Below are 17,188 nucleotides of genomic sequence, written 5' to 3' on the forward strand. Positions count from 1 at the left end.
TTATGGTGTGATTACTGCTCAAACACCAAGTTGTCGTCGCGATAGTCCACCTTGATCGGCTGCCCTGGCAGTAACTCGCCTCTAAGCAGCTTTTGCGCCAGTGGGTTTTCCACCTCTTGCTGCAGTGCCCGCTTCAGCGGCCTTGCACCATACACAGGGTCGAACCCGGCTCTGGCGATAAAGCTCAGCGCGGCATCTGTGATCTCCAGCTCGAACTCTTTTTCTGCCAGACGTTGGCGCAGCGACTCGACCTGAATCGCAGCAATACTCTTGATATGCTCGCTCTCCAGCGGGTGGAACACCACGGTTTCGTCGATCCGGTTGAGGAACTCGGGGCGGAAGTGGTGCTGCACCACATTCATCACCTGAGCCTTCATCTCATCGTAACTTTGGTGACTGAACTGCTCCTGGATAATGTCGGAACCCAGGTTAGAGGTCATAATCACCACGGCGTTACGGAAGTCAACCGTACGACCCTGACCATCGGTCAGGCGGCCATCATCCAGTACCTGCAGCAATATGTTGAACACATCCGGGTGTGCCTTTTCCACCTCATCGAGCAGGATCACCGAGTAGGGACGACGGCGCACCGCTTCGGTGAGGTAACCCCCTTCCTCATAACCCACATAGCCCGGAGGCGCCCCGACTAACCTGGAGACTGAGTGTTTCTCCATAAATTCGGACATATCTATCCGCACCATGGCGCTCTCTGTGTCGAACAGGAACTTGGCCAGCGACTTACACAGCTCTGTCTTACCTACCCCGGTGGGGCCGAGGAACAGGAAGGAACCTATGGGCCGGTTAGGATCGGCCAGACCCGCGCGGCTACGACGAATGGCGTTGGCCACGGCATCGACCGCCTCATCCTGGCCTATCACCCGCTCATGTAGCGCCTCTTCCATATGCAGCAGTTTTTCCCGCTCGCCTTCGAGCATCTTGGAAACCGGGATCCCGGTCGCCTTGGAAAGTACCTCGGCAATTTCAACATCCGTGACCTTGTTACGCAGCAAAGTCATATCCTGCATCTCGGCCTGAGACGCCAGATCCAGCTGTTTCTCCAGCTCTGGGATGCGGCCGTATTGCAGCTCGGACATCCGGGTCAAATCACCGGCGCGGCGCGCCACATCGAGATCCAGTCTGGCTTGCTCCAGATCCGCCTTGATATGCTGAGTGCCCGCCAGTGCGGCTTTTTCTGTGTGCCAAATCTCGTTGAGTTCGGCCGCCTTCTGCTCGACTTCCACCAGCTCGCTGCGCAGGTGTTCGAGACGCTTACGACTGGCCTCATCGTTTTCCTTCGCCAACGCCTGCTCTTCCAGCTTGAGCTGAATGATTCGGCGTTCGAGGCGATCCAGCGGCTCCGGCTTGGAGTCTATCTGCATCCGAATGCTGGAAGCGGCTTCGTCGATAAGGTCGATGGCCTTGTCAGGCAGCTTACGATCTGACACATAACGGTGGGACATGGTCGCCGCCGCCACAATCGCCGGATCGGTAATTTCCACATGGTGATGCAGCTCGTAGCGCTCTTTCAGACCACGCAGAATAGCGATGGTATCCTCGACACTGGGCTCATCCACCAGAACTTTCTGGAAGCGCCGCTCCAGCGCCGCATCCTTCTCAATATACTGACGATACTCATCCAGAGTCGTGGCACCGACACAGTGCAGCTCACCGCGGGCCAGTGCCGGCTTGAGCATATTACCCGCATCCATGGCGCCATCGGATTTACCCGCACCCACCATAGTATGCAGCTCGTCAATAAAGAGGATCACCTGGCCCTCTTCCTGAGCCAGCTCGTTGAGCACAGCCTTGAGTCTTTCTTCAAACTCACCACGGTATTTGGCACCGGCCACCAATGCACCGAGATCCAGCGACAATACCCGTTTATTCTTGATGCCTTCGGGCACCTCGCCATTGACGATACGCTGCGCCAGCCCTTCGACAATGGCGGTCTTACCCACACCGGGCTCACCGATAAGCACAGGGTTGTTCTTGCTGCGACGCTGCAATACCTGCACTGTGCGGCGAATTTCATCGTCACGGCCAATAACAGGATCCAGCTTGCCCTGCTCGGCACGCTCGGTCAGATCTATGGTGTATTTCTTCAACGCCTGGCGCTGATCCTCAGCATTGGGATCATCCACCTTCTGGCCACCACGCACGGCTTCGATGGTTTTCTCCATCAGCTCTTTGGTGGCACCGGCCTGCTTGAGGCACTGTGCCAGGGTGTCGTTACCTTCCAGTGCAGCCAGAATAAACAGCTCACTGGAGATATATTTGTCTTTGCGCTTCTGTGCCAGCTTGTCGCACAGATTCAGCAAACGTATCAGCGCCTGGGATAACTGAACATCACCGCCTGTGCCTTCCACCTGAGGCAAGCGCTCCAGCTCCTGACTTACCAGGGAACGCAGAGTGCTGACCTGGATACCGGCTTGGGTCAACAGCGGATGAATTGAACCGCCATCCTGATTCAACAAAGCCATCATCAAATGGACGGGTTCTATGAACTGATGGTCACGGCCAAGAGCCAGAGATTGGGCATCCGAGATAGCAAGCTGAAATTTATTGGTCATACGATCGAGTCGCATACAGCCTCCTGAAACTCTCAAAATAAGGTATTACTTTGTTAGCTTAAAGATGGGGATGCTTTAACTAATTTCAAGTCAGACGAATGAAATAACCACTCAATCAGTGAGCCAAATAAGCGAGGCCATACGGCCGGTACGACCGTCTCGGCGGTAGGAAAAATAGTCTTTGTTGCTATAGGTGCAGACATCCAAGGCATATACCTGCCGAACACCCGCCTGCTGCAATCTGAGCCTGGCAAGCCCCTGCAGATCGCCGAGAAACTTGTCCCCCTTGGCCACAAAGCAGTCGTCGGCCCTGGGGTCTTTATCGCAGAAATCGGCGCGCACTTCACCGCCTACTTCGAAGGCAGTTTTGCCTATGGCCGGTCCGAGGCAGGCGATAAGCTCGGAGCCAGGACGAAAACGGGCTATTCCCGCTTCGATAACACCATCGCACAGGCCGCGCCAGCCGGCGTGCAGCGCCGCCACCTGGGTGCCTGCACTGTCACACAGAAGTACGGGCAGGCAATCGGCGGTCATCACCACGGCCACATGCGCCTTGCTGTCGCTATAGCTGCCATCGGCAATCCTTAGGGAGTCACGCGCCAGGTCGATGACTTCTGTGCCATGTACCTGCTCCAGCCATGCCGGCTCGCAGGGCAGAGCCAGCCGCTTTGCCAATAAAGCACGGTTGGCCTGCACAGATGCGGGATCATCACCCACATGCAGCCCCAGATTAAGGCTGTCAAACGGCGGCTGGCTGACACCGCCATGACGCTGGGTCATGGCGATTCTGACATTGGCCGGCAGCGGCCAGTGGCAGCCGTACATGTTACAGATACTCCGGCGGATGTTCTTCGGTGTCTTTACGCAGCGCCTTGGTCAGCTCGACCATATCCTCGGGGATAGGTGCTTGCCAGCTCATCAGCTCACAGGTGATGGGGTGCACCAACTCCAGTCGCACTGCATGCAGCGCCTGGCGCTTGAAGTTTTTCAGCACTTCGAAGAAGGCTTCACTGGCGGCCTTGGGGGGTTTTGGACGACCACCATAGACGGGATCGCCCACCAACACATGACCTATATAAGCCATATGCACCCGGATCTGGTGAGTCCGGCCACTTTCCAGCCTCAAGCGCAAGCGGGTATGGGCGCGGAATTTTTCCGCCACACGATAGTGAGTCACAGCCGGCTTACCACTGTGGTGCACCGCCATATGAGTACGCTTGGTGGGGTGACGCCCGATAGGCTCATCCACTGTACCACCGGCTGTCATGGTGCCCAGCACTATGGCTTCATACTCACGGGTAATGTCGCGCGCCTGCAGCGCCGCCACCAGATGAGTCTGGGCCTCAACTGTCTTGGCTACCACCATCAGGCCTGTGGTGTCCTTATCGAGACGATGGACAATACCGGCTCTGGGCACATGTTCTATCTCGGGGCAATGATGCAGCAGGGCGTTCATCAAAGTGCCATCACTGTTACCGGCACCGGGATGCACCACTAAACCCGCCTGCTTGTTGATCACCAATATATGGTCATCTTCATAGACGATATTCAGATCGATAGCCTGAGCCTCGGCGTGCACCTCTTCTTCCAGAGTGGCTTGAACCTCTATCTCCTGAGATTCCAACACCTTCTCTCTGGGCTTGTTTACCACAGTACCATCAACGGACACTTTGCCATCGAGGATCCATTCCTTGATCCTGGTACGGGAGTAATCGGGAAACAACTCGGCCAAAGCCTGATCCAATCTCAGACCGGTTTGGGTTGCTGATATCTCGCTTTTTAGATTAATCTCTTGCGTCATAGGAACCGTCCCCAGTTAATGGGGTCAAAAACTGTGTACTTTCTGGTACACTCGGAATCGGCCATTTTATCGTGAAATGGAAAAATTCTTAACTACAACTTACTCAAGAATCGAATTCAAGTATGCATAATATTGCCAAAGGCGCTGCCATAGCCTTTTTTTCGCTGGCCATTGTGGCCTGTAGCAGCAAACCGGAAGACGACTTAATTACCAGCAAGCTGTCTCCGGACGTTCTCTACTCCCAGGCCCGCACCTCTATGGAGCTGGGTAACTATACCAAGGCTGTGCGTTCACTGGAGGCATTGGATTCCCGCTTCCCCTTTGGCCCACACAAGACTCAGGTTCAGTTGGATCTGATTTATGCCTACTATAAGTTGGATGATACCCCGTCGGCAGTCGCCAACATCGACAGATTTATCCGCCTCAACCCCACCCACCCGGATATAGACTATGTCTACTATATGCGTGGACTGGTGAATATGCAGGCCGACAACTATCTGTTCCATGACATGCTCAATATAGACAGAAGCGACAGGGATCCTCAGTTTGCCCTCGATGCCTTCAAGGACTTCGAGCGCCTGATCAAGACTTATCCCAACAGCAAGTATGCGGCCGACGCCCAGAAGAGAATGCAGCACCTGAAGAATCGTCTGGCGCTGTATTCGGTTAAAGTGGCCGAATACTACCTGAAAATGAATGCCTGGAGCGCAGCCGCCATCAGGGCCCAGTCTGTAATGGAAACCTATCCAGGCACCCCATCGATAGAGCGCGCCCTTGAGATCATGGCCACCGCCTACGATGAGCTGGGTCAGGAGCAGTTAAAACAGCACGTACTCACTGTCATGCGTGCCAACTATCCGGGGAATGACCTCCTCAAGGATTAATCCCTTAACGCCCCACTTTAACGTGGGGCGTTTTGTTTTCAGGGCAAGACCAAGCCCAGCCCCCTTAAGCCTCAGGATCCCGGCTTTACAGGTCGAGTTTTCGATTTGGCTAATTCACCCCTAGCCCAGTAATGGCGCGGCTTTCGCTCAAAAGCTAAGCAATATGCGCCTTTTCGAGTAAAACTTGCTCAAACACGCGATATTTTGAAATATTTCTCAGAAAAGAGTTGACTCAAAACCGTAAAAGTCTTTTAATGCACGCCGTCGCCCGAATAGCTCAGTTGGTAGAGCAGCGGATTGAAAATCCGCGTGTCCCTGGTTCGATTCCGGGTTCGGGCACCACCTTCAACTTTAAGGTGCTCAGGCGACTGGGGAAATTGCAAGGCAGTACAGTGCAGGTGTGGTGGAATTGGTAGACACGCCAGCTTCAGGTGCTGGTGCCCTCACGGGCGTGGAAGTTCAAGTCTTCTCACCTGTACCACTTTGCAATAATAGTCAGCTGTACGTTAGACTCTAAGTGTGCAGGTGTGGTGGAATTGGTAGACACGCCAGCTTCAGGTGCTGGTGCCCTCACGGGCGTGGAAGTTCAAGTCTTCTCACCTGTACCAATTAACACATAAAGAGTCGAAATGAAAACAGTGCAGGTGTGGTGGAATTGGTAGACACGCCAGCTTCAGGTGCTGGTGCCCTCACGGGCGTGGAAGTTCAAGTCTTCTCACCTGTACCAATCATTTAAACCTCGCGATGCGAGGTTTTTTTGTATCCAAAATTTGCCTCTCTCTCGTCTCACGCGCTTCATACTTTTTTGCTATACCTTTTGTATGGCTCAACAAATTGGAATGACAGAGCCTGATCCAAGGATGTATTACCCTCTGGACTAAGGTTCTCAAGCATGAAGTTACAACTGAAACACAAGATGTTGCTCGGTATGGCCGTGCCTCTTCTCTTGATGCTGCTACTCTGTGGTATCGCCATCAAAATCATGAACGAAATCGACTCAGGGGTAGAAAATATCTACAGCGACCGGGTTGTACCACTCAAAGATCTCAAAAGCATTGGCGATGATTATGCCGTCTTTGTCATAGATGCCATCAATAAGGCCAATGCCGGAGACTTCAGTGCCGAACAAGCCAGAACCGCACTGGATGAAGCAGACAAGAGCATCAAACAGAGATGGCAGGACTACACAGCTACTCAGTTAACCGCCAGAGAGTCACAACTGGTCAATGAGGCCAAGCGGCTGTTTATTCCCGCCGATGAGCAAATAAAACGTCTGCAAAATAAATTGGCCACCATGAGCGGTAATATTCAGGGCCAGCTCAGCCAGGAAATTATTCCTCTCTATCAGGTGATAGACCCCATCAGTGGCAAGATTGCCGAGTTGGTGACCCTGCAATTGGATGTCGCCAGGCAGGAAAGAGATCAGGCTCAGAACCTTTACTCCTCTTCCGTTGTGCTGTTTATCTCTCTGGTCAGTGTGGCAATTATCGCCAGCTTGCTGCTCAGTGTTTGGGTCAATCGCAGCGTCATGTTACCCATAGGCGATATTCTCACCCAGCTGAAGAAAATTCGCAGCGACTCAGACTTAACCGTGCAGTTCAAAACCTTCAATGCCGACGAGCTGGGGCAGATATCCGATAACTTAAGAGATGTGATATCTCACCTCAGGGGGATACTCAATAACATTGCCAATGCCGCCAATACGGTCAGCGACTCGGCGACCGAGCTCTCAAGCTTCACCCAACAAACCAACGAGCGCATGCACAGACAACAGGCCGAGACAGAGCAGACGGCTACCGCCATGAATGAAATGACCGCCACAGTCTCCGAAGTAGCCCAAAGTACCACGGCCGCTGCCGACTCGGCCCACAGCGCCGATGCCAGTGCCGCCAATGGCGATTCAATAGTGCAGGAGTCGATTGCCAGCATGGTGGCACTCTCAGCGCAAATTCAGGGTACGGCGCAGGTGATCACCCATCTGGCCAATGAAAGCCAAAACATAGGCAGGGTACTGGATGTGATTAAGGGAATTGCCGAGCAGACCAATCTGCTGGCACTGAACGCCGCCATTGAAGCGGCCAGGGCCGGCGAGCAGGGCCGGGGTTTTGCCGTGGTGGCCGATGAGGTAAGAACCCTTGCCAGTCGCACCCACAGCTCAACCCAGGAGATTGAGTCCATGATAGCCACCCTGCAGACAGGTGTGCAGGAGGCGGTGACAGCCATGGAGCAAGGCATCACTCAGGTCGAGCAGGCCAACAGCAAGGCCAATATGGCCGGCGAGGCCTTGAAAGAGATAGTGGTGTCGGTCGACTCCATCGCCCAGCTCAATACCCATATCGCCACCGCAGCCGAAGAGCAAAGCAGTGTGGCGGAGGATATCAATCGCAGCATTATGGCAATAAGCGACATCACCCAACAATCGGCCCAGGCAGCCAACGAGTTGACCGAGTCGGTCAGCAACTTAAGCCATCTGGCGGAAAACATGCGCGCCGAAGTGGCCCGCTTCCGTCTCTAACTCTCTGAGGGCCCTTCGGGGCCTATTTTTTATTCCCTGCCAGCCCCCAAGCCTTTTGTGAACCAAAAACCTTTGCCGCCATTCCTGACAGATTCCTCGAAAAAAGCCGTCTGCACAGCAGAGCAAGAAAGTGCCACAACCGCTAAAGACTACAGCAGCAACTAAAACAAAACCGCGGACATGCCGCGGTTTTCGCCTGTGCCTGGAAAGCTAGATTTTGAATTGGCTCACCGCCTGATGCAGGTAATCGGCGCGGTGGCGAACCTCATCGGATGCAGTGGCATTCTCTTCTGCCGCCTGAGCCGATTCCTCGGCAATATCGCGGATCACCACCACGTTCTTGTTCACCTCAGCGGCCACCATACTCTGCTCTTCAATGGCGGCGGCTATCTGAGTGCTCATGTCCATGATATTGGTGACATCGGCATTGATCTGCGCAAGCAAGGTGCCGGCACTGGCCGCCTGTTGGGCACTCTCACCGCCCTGCTTCTGACTCTGCTCCATGATATCCACAATCGAATGGGTACGGCTCTGCAGGGTTTGAATGATGCTGGCAATCTCTTCGGTCGACTCCTGAGTTCGCATCGCCAGACTGCGCACCTCATCGGCCACCACAGCAAAACCTCTGCCTTGCTCACCGGCCCTGGCCGCCTCAATGGCAGCGTTCAGTGCCAACAGATTGGTTTGTTCGGCGATACCGCGGATCACATCCAGTACGCTGCCTATGGTCTGACTGTCTTTTTCAAGCTCGGCCACCACATTGGCCGAGTCATCCAACTGCTGTGCCAAAGACTGGATCTTGCTGATGGTATCCTCAACGCCAATCTGGCCTTCCTGGGCATTGTGGTGGGTCTGCTCCGCCTTCCCGGCGGCCAGTTCAGTATTCTTGGCAATCTCGTCTATGGTGGCGCCCATCTCGGTGATCGCTGTGGCAACCATATCGGTTTCATTCAGCTGCTTGGACACACCTTCCGAGGCGCTGATGGCGTTGCGGGACAGCTCTTCACAGGACTGGCGCATGGCATCAACAGATTCGATAACCTGCTCGATCAGCTTCTGGAAACTCTCCACCATGCTGTTGAAATGACGTCCTATCATGCCCAGTTCATCGTTGGAGCCCACATCGCAGCGTAGTGACAGATCTTTTTGCTGCTCAATGCGGGAAATAATGCCTGTGATACGCTCGACCGGCCCCATGATGCTGCGGATAATCACCACAGTGCTAATCACCAGCACCAAGGCGATCAGGCCAAACAGCGCCAACCCCAGCATGAAGCTGTTCTGCTGCTCGTTTTCCACCTTGGCTATCGCCAACTCTCTCAGCTTGGTGGATGAACTTTCCGTGGCAAAGATAGCCTCTCGCAGCTGTCCCATCATGCCCTTGGACTCATCGAGTCCCAGCTGCTGTTCCTTGGCCACCAAACTCTTGAAGCTTTGCTGGTACTTGCTCATCAGTTGCTCAATATTGCTACGAACACTGTAGTCCAGCAAACTGGCGCTCAAGGCTTCATTGAAGCGTTCAATATTGCTATCAAACTTATTGAGGTAGCTGAGATCCCGCCGCAACATAAAGTCTTTCTCGTTACGCCTCAGTTGCAGCATCAACACCATAAGCTCAGGCACGTTATGTTCTGCCACCAAACTTTCGACATTGTGCACCGCAGAGCGTAACTCACCGTAGAGGCCACTCTTGGGATCCAGGCCTATCTCCTGTTGCAATTTCACCACACCGGCAAACAACTGTCGGTAGCTGGCCAAATCACGGTTAAAGCTGTTTATCGGTGCCTCGGGGAGATCATACTCCTTGAAGATGACCGCCAACTCTTGCATCAACTGCGCCGTGGCCTGTGCTTCCTGCTGATGTATCTCGACATACTTGAGATCCTGGCGGCCAAAAAAATCCTTTTCATTCTTGCGCATGCTTAATACTTCTTTGTCCAGCTCAACCACTTTCTGGATGGCGATGGACAGTTCAGTCTGCACCGAGCTGGAATATTGCTGCAGTGCAAACATCAATACCAAGGCGCCTATCGAAACAGCGGCACTCAGTAACAACTTGTGGCGAATAAGCATGGTGTTACCTCAATAAAAAACAGTCACTCTAAAAAAATAGTCGCAATTCTGTTGCCGTGTTAGCTGAGTTAATCCGGTAACAAAAATGTCACCTTATATTGTCAATGATTAACCTATTGAAAAACAGTCACTAGCCTTGTCACAGTGCAAAAAAAACTAAAAAAAATTCTATTAACTGAGTCAAAAAAACCGAAAGCGCCAAGCATCTGTCTTTCATGAGGGTTTTTGCCTTTCAAACAACAATTGCATACAGTATTCGAAAATTTAAAATGCACACAAGGAAGCGCAACACCATGAAAATAATTCCAGCAGAGCAAATCCAACAGGTGTTGGATTTCCCATCCCTGATAACCGCCCTCAAACATAGCTTTGCCAACGCCCCCGATCTTCCCAAGCGAAATCTTTACCCGCTGGACAACAGCAGCAAGGATGCCTTCGCCGTACTACCGGCTTGGGATGATTCGGCAATTGCCGTCAAGGCATTCAGTTACTTTCCGGAAAACCCCAGTCGCAACGCCGAGCTCAAGAGCCTCTACTCGCAGATACTGTTATTCAGCCGGGAAACAGGTGAACCCTTGGCTTTACTTGATGGCACCAGCATTACCTACTGGCGTACAGCGGCCGTCTCGGCCTTGGCCGCTGCCTCACTGGCTCGGGAAGATGCCAATCACCTGTTGCTGTTCGGCACTGGTAATCTGGCAAGCTATATGGCACTGGCTCATGCCGCCGTCAGACCGATAACCGAAATCGCTATCCGGGGCCGCAGCCGGGATAAGGCTGCCAGGGTAATGGAACTGATAGGCGCTAAACGCCCGGATATCCGACTCAGTTTTTGCGAGGAGATAGAGCGGGATGTTGCCAACGCCGATATCATCAGCTGCGCCACCGGCAGCCCCGTGCCTCTGTTTGATGGCAACTGGGTAACACCCGGCACCCATGTCGATCTGGTAGGCAATCATCATCAGGATGCGCGGGAGTGCGATACCGAGTTGGTGCTTAGATCTCAGGTCTTTGTCGATAACCGCAGCAATGTGTTTGCCGAGGCCGGAGAACTGCTGCTCCCCAAGGCCGAAGGCGTATTCCAACTGGAGCAGGTTAGCGCCGAGCTGGCCGAGCTTTGCCGCGCAGAACACAGCGGCAGACAAAACCGCGAGGAAATCACCCTGTTCAAGAGTGTTGGCAGCGCCTTGGGAGATTTATCGGCCGCCAATCTGGTGTATCGCACCCTGTATCCAGGCGATAACACTTGAACCTGCCCGCTCCCGGCCATTGGGTTCGGCCAAATAACTGCAACAGAATAAAGCGTAGAAAACAGCCGATAATTGACAGTTAACAATAAAATCTAATAGATTGATTAACAATGACTTTTAAATAGAATCCTTCAGTAAGCAAAATACTGGAGGATTTTTTAATTCTTTTTTTAAACCTTTTAAGCGGGTCAAACTATCCAATTACCATGACTCGCCCAAACCATTAAGGACAGCCCAGTGAATGCCAGCCCGCAGCTGACAGAAACCAGATACCAGCAAGAAGTGGACTTCCCGCTGGTGCAGCGTGCCCGTTTGGGGGACAAGCTTGCCTTCGCCGAGCTCTACCGTCTGCACCATGGCAGAGTCTATGCACTGTGTTTGCATCTGGCCGGCCAGGTGCCACTGGCGGAAGAGATGACCCAGGACTGCTTTATCCGTGCCTGGGAGAAGCTGGACCAATTCCGCGGTGAAAGCAAATTCAGTACCTGGCTGCACAGCCTGAGCGTCAATCAGGCATTGAGCAGTTTGAAAAAGCAGCGCAGCTTCTGGGCCAGATTTCTGCCTGTGACCACAGAGGCAGACACAGAAGAGTCGACCACAACCCACACGGAGGAAACCTCTGTGTTGGAGCGCAAGATCCTCAAGTTACCCGAGCGGGCCAGAGTCGTGTTTGTGCTGTTTGCCATTGAGGGCTACAGCCATGAAGAGATAGCCGCCATGATGGGCACAAGTACCGGCACCAGCAAGGCGCAGTACCACAGGGCAAGAAACTTGCTTCAGGAGATGTTGTCATGAACAAGCAGCCAACATTGGAACAACTGATAGAACAACTGCCACGGGAAAAAACACCCGAGCGCGACCTCTGGCCTGAAATCGCCGCCAGGCTGGAACAATCTCAGCCACCCAAGGCCGCAAAATCCAGCAACGGCTGGCGCAATCTGGCTATCGCCTGCAGCCTGCTGTTGGTGTCCCTGCTCGGCTATCAGGGATTGCAGCAAACCCAAAGCCGCGTCGACCCACAGATGCTGGCCATGCTGGAGCAGTTGCAGTATCAACACCAACAACAGGTGAAACAACTGGAAGCCAGTGTCAATTTCGGCCAATGGCAAAAAGTCAGCATGACCACGCCGCTCAGTCGCGGCATAGATGAACTCAGGGAAGCCGCAACGCAGATATTCCAGGCACTAAAACAAGACCCGACCGATCAACAACTTTGGCAACTCTGGCTTTGGGTACAGCAAAGGGAGATAGAGCTGCTCACCCGGGGTGAACAACTGCCCACTCAACTCGACCAACAAGGAATCAGCATATGAACAAGATATCACTAACCCTACTCTCTTCAGCCCTGCTGCTGAGCCCGGTATTGCAGGCGGCCGAGAAGGTCGATCAAAGCGCGGCGCTGGAGTCCGGAGCCAAATTGAATATCAAGATCCAACGGGGTGAGGTGAAGATCCGCAGTTGGGACAAGGCTGAAGTCGCCATCAAGGGCAAGCTGGATGAGCTCAGTGAAGGCCTGGTGTTTGGTCAGCAGGGCGGCAGTTTTGTTATCGAAGACAAGCTGCCCAAGAGCTATAACAGCCGGGACAAAGACGGCTCAAAGCTGGAGATCTTTCTGCCCGCCACAGTCAATATGAAACTTAAAGGCGTTTCCGCCGATTATGACCTTCAAGGATTGGAGGGTGAGATCAGCTCGGCCAATGTCAGTGGTGATATCAAGGGCCAGGATCTCAAAGGCAATCTGCAACTGACAACGGTTTCCGGCAGTATCCTCACCCAGAGGAACCAGGGTGAACTGTATCTGGAAACCGTTTCCGGCGACATTGAGGATAAACAGAGTCTGGGCAAGGTGAGTTATCGCCTGGTGAGCGGCAAACTGAACGCCGAGAGTGATGCCATTGAAGTGGAGCTGGATCAGGTCTCGGGCAAGAGTCAGTTGACCCTGAAGGCTCCCGAGTCGCTCAAGGCCAGAACCGTCAGTGGCGACTTGAGTATTGCCATGCAAAGCCTGGCCGGCAATGCCAATGTCGATAGCGTCAGTGGCGATATTGAACTCAAGTTTGCCAAACTGCCGAATGCCGCCTTTGATATCAGCGGTGGCCCAGGTGGCAAGATTGACAACCAACTGACTCAGGACTCACCGAAAAAAGCCAAGTACACCAAGGCTGAATCGCTGCAGTTCCAAAGCGGTTCCGGCCAGGCCGATGTCAGTATCAACACCATCAGTGGCCGGATTAAACTGCAGCAATAATCAGCTGTATCGCACCAAGGCCTCCGGCTGGCCTTGGTGCCTTTTCTTCAGCCTACCGAGGCTATCTCGGCTTCCGTCAGATAACGCCATTCACCGGGTTCCAGTTCACTATCCAGCTCTATGGCGCCGATTGACTCACGATGCAGGGCTTCCACTTTGTTGCCCACAGCGGCAAACATACGTTTCACCTGATGATATTTGCCTTCGGTAATGGTCAACAAGACTTCGGTCGGGCTAATCAGCTGCAGCTGCGCCGGCCGGGTCAGCCCCTCTTCCCGGTGCAGCGCCAGGCCGGCGGCAAATTGCGGGATCAAGTCTTCAGTAACAGGGCTGGCCAGCCACACCCGGTAGCGTTTGCCGCATTCCTTCTTGGGAGAGGTTAGCTTGTGCGACCACTGGCCATCGTCGGTAATCAACACCAGACCTGTGGTATCGGCATCCAGGCGCCCGGCAATGTGCAGGCTCTCGGGCTTTTCTATCTCCAGTAGACTGATGACCGAAGGATAGACCTCATCCACGGTTGAGCATATGGTATCGACCGGCTTATGCAACATCAGATATCTGTTGCCTATCAAGCTGATAGGTTCACCATCGAAACACACTCTCATGCCATCACGCACCTTGAAGCTGGAGTCCTTGACGATTTCATCATCGACACTGATTTCACCGCGGTGCAGCGCCTTCTTGGCCATGGAACGGGTCAGCTCTGTAGACTCACAGATAAATTTATCTAAACGCACTTGGCTATCCAACCTCTTGAGTTTATGCCGTGTCAATTGCGCGCCATTATGGAGCCTGACGGGCTAAAGGGCAAAGACTTGCTTGCGTACCAGTTACACCGGCGGCAGACTCGGTATATCCGCCTCACGATAAGACCATCTAGCCCAATATGCAGACCGATATTCAAGACTCTCAAGCCGCCAATAACTCCTTGGCTGAAACCGACAACCCGGCCTTGGCGAAAATTTATCAAAGGATGATCAGCGGCGAGGAATATTGCTGTGTGGATCCTGAACTGCTGCGTTTTCGTGCCAAGCAACAAGGGCTAAACCGCAAAGCCAATCTGGATCCCGATGGCCATATTCCTCCAGGACTACTGCCCAATCTGGCACCGAATGCCACGATCTGCACGCCATTCTTTGTCAGTTATGGCATCAATCTGCAACTAGCATCCGGAGTATTTATCAATGCCAACGCCACTTTGCAGGACAATGCCCCCATCACAATCGGCGCCAACAGCATGCTGGGCCCCAATGTGCAGTGCTATACGGCAACCCACCCGCTGGAGGCAGCTCCCCGCATTGCCGGGCTGGAAACCGCCCGCGCCATACATATAGGTGAGCGGGTCTGGATCGGGGGTGGCGCCATCATATTGCCAGGCGTGCACATAGGTGACGAGGCTGTCGTCGCAGCCGGCAGCGTGGTCACCAAGGATGTACCCGCCGGCACCCTGGTGGCCGGAAATCCAGCGCGGGTCAAACGCTCACTCAAATAAGCGCCTGTAACCTTTGCTTACAACTCCCGCGGCGCCGAGGCTCGCTGTCATCGCTGCGGGACTTGTTTACATTCCCACACAGGCCTTAACATAGGCATCACTGCGGTTTTTCCCGAACAAACGGGTGTGCAGCCAATCTGATAAAAATGTCCCCTCGCGGGACACCAAAGAACAAAGAAAAGGAAACAGCATGAGAAAAGTACTCATTGGGGGATTGTGTGCCTCACTCATCGCAGGCCTATCTGCCTGTAATGACAAAACGGCTGAGACCCAGGCTGAAACAGCCAAACAGCCGGAAGTCGCCAAAACCGCAACTGCCGCCGCCGTCAGCCAAGCCCTGGGCTCGGGGATTGAATTTGCCAACTTTGACAAGTCTGTTCGTCCTCAGGATGACTTCTATACCTATGTCAACGGCGGCTGGATCAAGAACACAGAGATCCCGGCAGATCGCACCAGCACAGGCGCATTCTATGACCTCAGGGAAAAATCCCGTGACGATGTCAAAGCCATTATTGAAGAAGTGGCGCAGAGCAAAGATCTCAAGCCCGGCAGCGACGAGCAAAAAGTGGCCGATCTTTACCGCTCCTTTATGGACAGCGATACGCTCAACCAGCTGGGGATCAAGCCACTGGAGAGCGAGCTGGCAATCATAGATGCCATCAAAGACAAGCAAGCACTGGCGGCCTACTTCGGCAAGAGCCAAATTCTCGGTGGCGGCACGCCCATGGCCTTCTATATCGATGTCGATGCCAAGGACTCCAGCCGCTATGCCACCCATATCTGGCAATATGGCCTGAGCCTGCCGGAGAAAGACTATTACTTCAACGAAGGTGAGCGTTTCGTCAACATCCGCAAGGCCTTTGTAGAGCATATCGCCAAGATGTTCACCCTGGCCGGTTTTGCCGAGCCACAACAAAGCGCCGAAGCCATCATGAAGCTGGAAACCGCTATTGCCGCCAAGCATTGGGATGTGGTTGAAAGCCGTGACAGCACCAAGACCTACAACAAATTTGAGGTCAAAGAACTGTCAACACTGGCGCCGGACATCGACTGGAACGCCTACCTGACTGCGCTTGGCGCCGACAAGCAAGCCGATATCATCATCAATCAGCCCAGCTTTATCGAAGGCCTGAACCAGATAGTCAAAGACACAGATCTGGCGACCTGGAAGACATATATGCGCTGGCAGCTGTTGACCCACTTCGCCTCAGATCTTAGCGAGCCGCTGGATAAAGAAAACTTCGAGTTCTTCGCCAAGACACTCAACGGTCAGCAAGAACAGGAACCTCGTTGGAAGCGCGGTGTAGCCAAGGTCAACAGCCTGCTGGGTGAAGTCGTGGGTAAAGTATACGTCAAGCGCCACTTCGCCCCTGAAGCCAAGGAGCGGATGGAGCATCTGGTGGAAAACCTGCGCGGAGCCTACGCCGACAGCATAGATGAACTTGAGTGGATGGGCGCAGACACCAAAGTCGCCGCCAAGGAAAAACTGGCCAAATTCAACCCGAAAATCGGCTATCCCGACAAGTGGGAAGACTACAGCAAGCTGACTATCAAGGCTGACGACCTGGTCGGTAACGAGATCCGCGCCGGTGAAGTGGAACATCAGAAGCAACTGGCCAAGTTGGGCAGCCCCATAGACAAGGGCGAATGGCACATGACGCCACAAACCGTCAACGCTTACTACAACCCGACCATGAACGAAATCGTGTTCCCGGCCGCCATCTTGCAGCCACCTTTCTTTAATATGGCTGCCGACGATGCCGTCAACTATGGTGGTATAGGTGCGGTTATCGGCCATGAGATGGGTCACGGCTTTGACGATCAGGGTGCCAAGTTCGACGGCGAAGGCAATATGCGCGACTGGTGGACCGAGCAGGATCTGAAAGAGTTTGCCGCCCGTGGCAAGGCGCTAATCGCCCAGTATGACGGCTACTATGTGTTTGACGACCTGCACGTTAACGGCAGTCTGACCCTGGGTGAAAACATCGGCGATCTCTCTGGTGTCACCATAGCCTACAAGGCCTACAAAAAATCCTTGGCGGGCAAAGAGGCTCCGGTAATCGACGGTCTGAGCGGTGATGAACGCTTCTTCCTCGGATTCGCCCAAATCTGGCGCGCCAAGATCAAAGAGGAAGCCATGCGCAACCGAGTGGCCACAGATCCTCATTCACCGGCCAAGTTCCGCGCCATAGGTTCACTGTCCAATATGCCGCAGTTTTACAGCACATTTGATGTGAAGCCAGGTGACGGCATGTATATTGAGCCGGCCCAGCGCGTAAAAATCTGGTAATTTTACGCTTGCTCAGAAAGGCGCCTCAAGGCGCCTTTCTTTTTAGATGAATAAAGTTTCAT

The 17,188-nt window shown here is 53.6% G+C and carries 13 protein-coding genes and 4 tRNA genes; 12 read left to right on the top strand and 5 right to left on the bottom strand.

Annotation, left to right across the window (positions count from 1 at the left end):
• Positions 1 to 11: 11 nt before the first annotated feature.
• The 3 genes from clpB to rluD form a co-directional block, all read right to left on the bottom strand.
• Complete coding sequence (gene clpB / locus ACWAU4_RS17180; protein ID WP_025012062.1) at positions 12 to 2,585, bottom strand: ATP-dependent chaperone ClpB; 2,574 nt, start codon at positions 2,583 to 2,585, stop codon at positions 12 to 14.
• 96 nt (positions 2,586 to 2,681) lie between these two features.
• A complete protein-coding gene (gene pgeF / locus ACWAU4_RS17185; RefSeq protein ID WP_208125030.1) occupies positions 2,682 to 3,395 on the bottom strand; it encodes a peptidoglycan editing factor PgeF in 714 nt (237 codons plus the stop codon).
• Between the two features lies 1 nt (position 3,396).
• Positions 3,397 to 4,371, bottom strand: coding sequence for a 23S rRNA pseudouridine(1911/1915/1917) synthase RluD (rluD, locus tag ACWAU4_RS17190; protein WP_025012060.1), 975 nt, complete (start codon positions 4,369 to 4,371; stop codon positions 3,397 to 3,399).
• A gap of 122 nt (positions 4,372 to 4,493) precedes the next feature.
• On the opposite strand from rluD, the gene ACWAU4_RS17195 reads away from it, so the two are divergent.
• The 6 genes from ACWAU4_RS17195 (at position 4,494) to ACWAU4_RS17220 (ending at position 7,770) form a co-directional block, all read left to right on the top strand.
• Positions 4,494 to 5,255 (top strand): outer membrane protein assembly factor BamD, encoded by a 762-nt coding sequence (locus ACWAU4_RS17195; RefSeq protein WP_025012059.1) that lies wholly within the window; start codon positions 4,494 to 4,496, stop codon positions 5,253 to 5,255.
• Positions 5,256 to 5,521: 266 nt separating this feature from the next.
• A tRNA-Phe gene (locus tag ACWAU4_RS17200) sits at positions 5,522 to 5,597 on the top strand.
• 52 nt (positions 5,598 to 5,649) lie between these two features.
• Positions 5,650 to 5,736, top strand: a tRNA-Leu gene (locus ACWAU4_RS17205).
• A 40-nt stretch (positions 5,737 to 5,776) separates the two neighbouring features.
• Positions 5,777 to 5,863, top strand: a tRNA-Leu gene (locus ACWAU4_RS17210).
• 32 nt (positions 5,864 to 5,895) lie between these two features.
• Positions 5,896 to 5,982: transfer RNA gene (locus ACWAU4_RS17215), tRNA-Leu, on the top strand.
• Between the two features lie 165 nt (positions 5,983 to 6,147).
• Positions 6,148 to 7,770 carry a methyl-accepting chemotaxis protein gene (locus ACWAU4_RS17220; RefSeq protein WP_208125031.1) on the top strand — a complete coding sequence of 541 codons (1,623 nt, stop codon included), beginning with the start codon at positions 6,148 to 6,150 and terminating at the stop codon, positions 7,768 to 7,770.
• Positions 7,771 to 7,980: 210 nt separating this feature from the next.
• On the opposite strand, the gene ACWAU4_RS17225 is transcribed toward ACWAU4_RS17220, so the two are convergent.
• Positions 7,981 to 9,843, bottom strand: a complete 1,863-nt coding sequence (locus ACWAU4_RS17225; RefSeq protein ID WP_045282963.1) for a methyl-accepting chemotaxis protein — start codon at positions 9,841 to 9,843, stop codon at positions 7,981 to 7,983.
• A gap of 293 nt (positions 9,844 to 10,136) precedes the next feature.
• Here ACWAU4_RS17225 and lhpI point away from each other — a divergent pair, with 293 nt between their 5' ends.
• The 4 genes from lhpI (at position 10,137) to ACWAU4_RS17245 (ending at position 13,341) form a co-directional block, all read left to right on the top strand.
• A complete protein-coding gene (gene lhpI / locus ACWAU4_RS17230) occupies positions 10,137 to 11,093 on the top strand; it encodes a bifunctional Delta(1)-pyrroline-2-carboxylate/Delta(1)-piperideine-2-carboxylate reductase (protein WP_454290338.1) in 957 nt (318 codons plus the stop codon).
• A gap of 237 nt (positions 11,094 to 11,330) precedes the next feature.
• Positions 11,331 to 11,888 carry an RNA polymerase sigma factor gene (locus tag ACWAU4_RS17235; RefSeq protein WP_371873330.1) on the top strand — a complete coding sequence of 186 codons (558 nt, stop codon included), beginning with the start codon at positions 11,331 to 11,333 and terminating at the stop codon, positions 11,886 to 11,888.
• Positions 11,885 to 12,406: a hypothetical protein gene (locus tag ACWAU4_RS17240; protein ID WP_025009055.1), complete on the top strand. Its 522-nt coding sequence runs from the start codon at positions 11,885 to 11,887 to the stop codon at positions 12,404 to 12,406. The genes ACWAU4_RS17235 and ACWAU4_RS17240 overlap by 4 nt, the downstream gene beginning before the upstream one ends.
• Positions 12,403 to 13,341, top strand: coding sequence for a DUF4097 family beta strand repeat-containing protein (locus ACWAU4_RS17245; RefSeq protein WP_028780881.1), 939 nt, complete (start codon positions 12,403 to 12,405; stop codon positions 13,339 to 13,341). The genes ACWAU4_RS17240 and ACWAU4_RS17245 overlap by 4 nt, the downstream gene beginning before the upstream one ends.
• Positions 13,342 to 13,388: 47 nt before the next feature.
• Here ACWAU4_RS17245 and rsuA read toward each other — a convergent pair whose 3' ends face one another.
• A complete protein-coding gene (gene rsuA / locus ACWAU4_RS17250; RefSeq protein WP_208125033.1) occupies positions 13,389 to 14,081 on the bottom strand; it encodes a 16S rRNA pseudouridine(516) synthase RsuA in 693 nt (230 codons plus the stop codon).
• 236 nt (positions 14,082 to 14,317) lie between these two features.
• On the opposite strand from rsuA, the gene ACWAU4_RS17255 reads away from it, so the two are divergent.
• Positions 14,318 to 14,836, top strand: a complete 519-nt coding sequence (locus tag ACWAU4_RS17255; RefSeq protein ID WP_454290577.1) for a sugar O-acetyltransferase — start codon at positions 14,318 to 14,320, stop codon at positions 14,834 to 14,836.
• A gap of 190 nt (positions 14,837 to 15,026) precedes the next feature.
• Complete coding sequence (locus tag ACWAU4_RS17260; RefSeq protein ID WP_071237054.1) at positions 15,027 to 17,126, top strand: M13 family metallopeptidase; 2,100 nt, start codon at positions 15,027 to 15,029, stop codon at positions 17,124 to 17,126.
• The last annotated feature ends 62 nt before the right edge of the window (positions 17,127 to 17,188 follow it).

This window comes from Shewanella sp. FeAMO, from assembly GCF_053653955.1.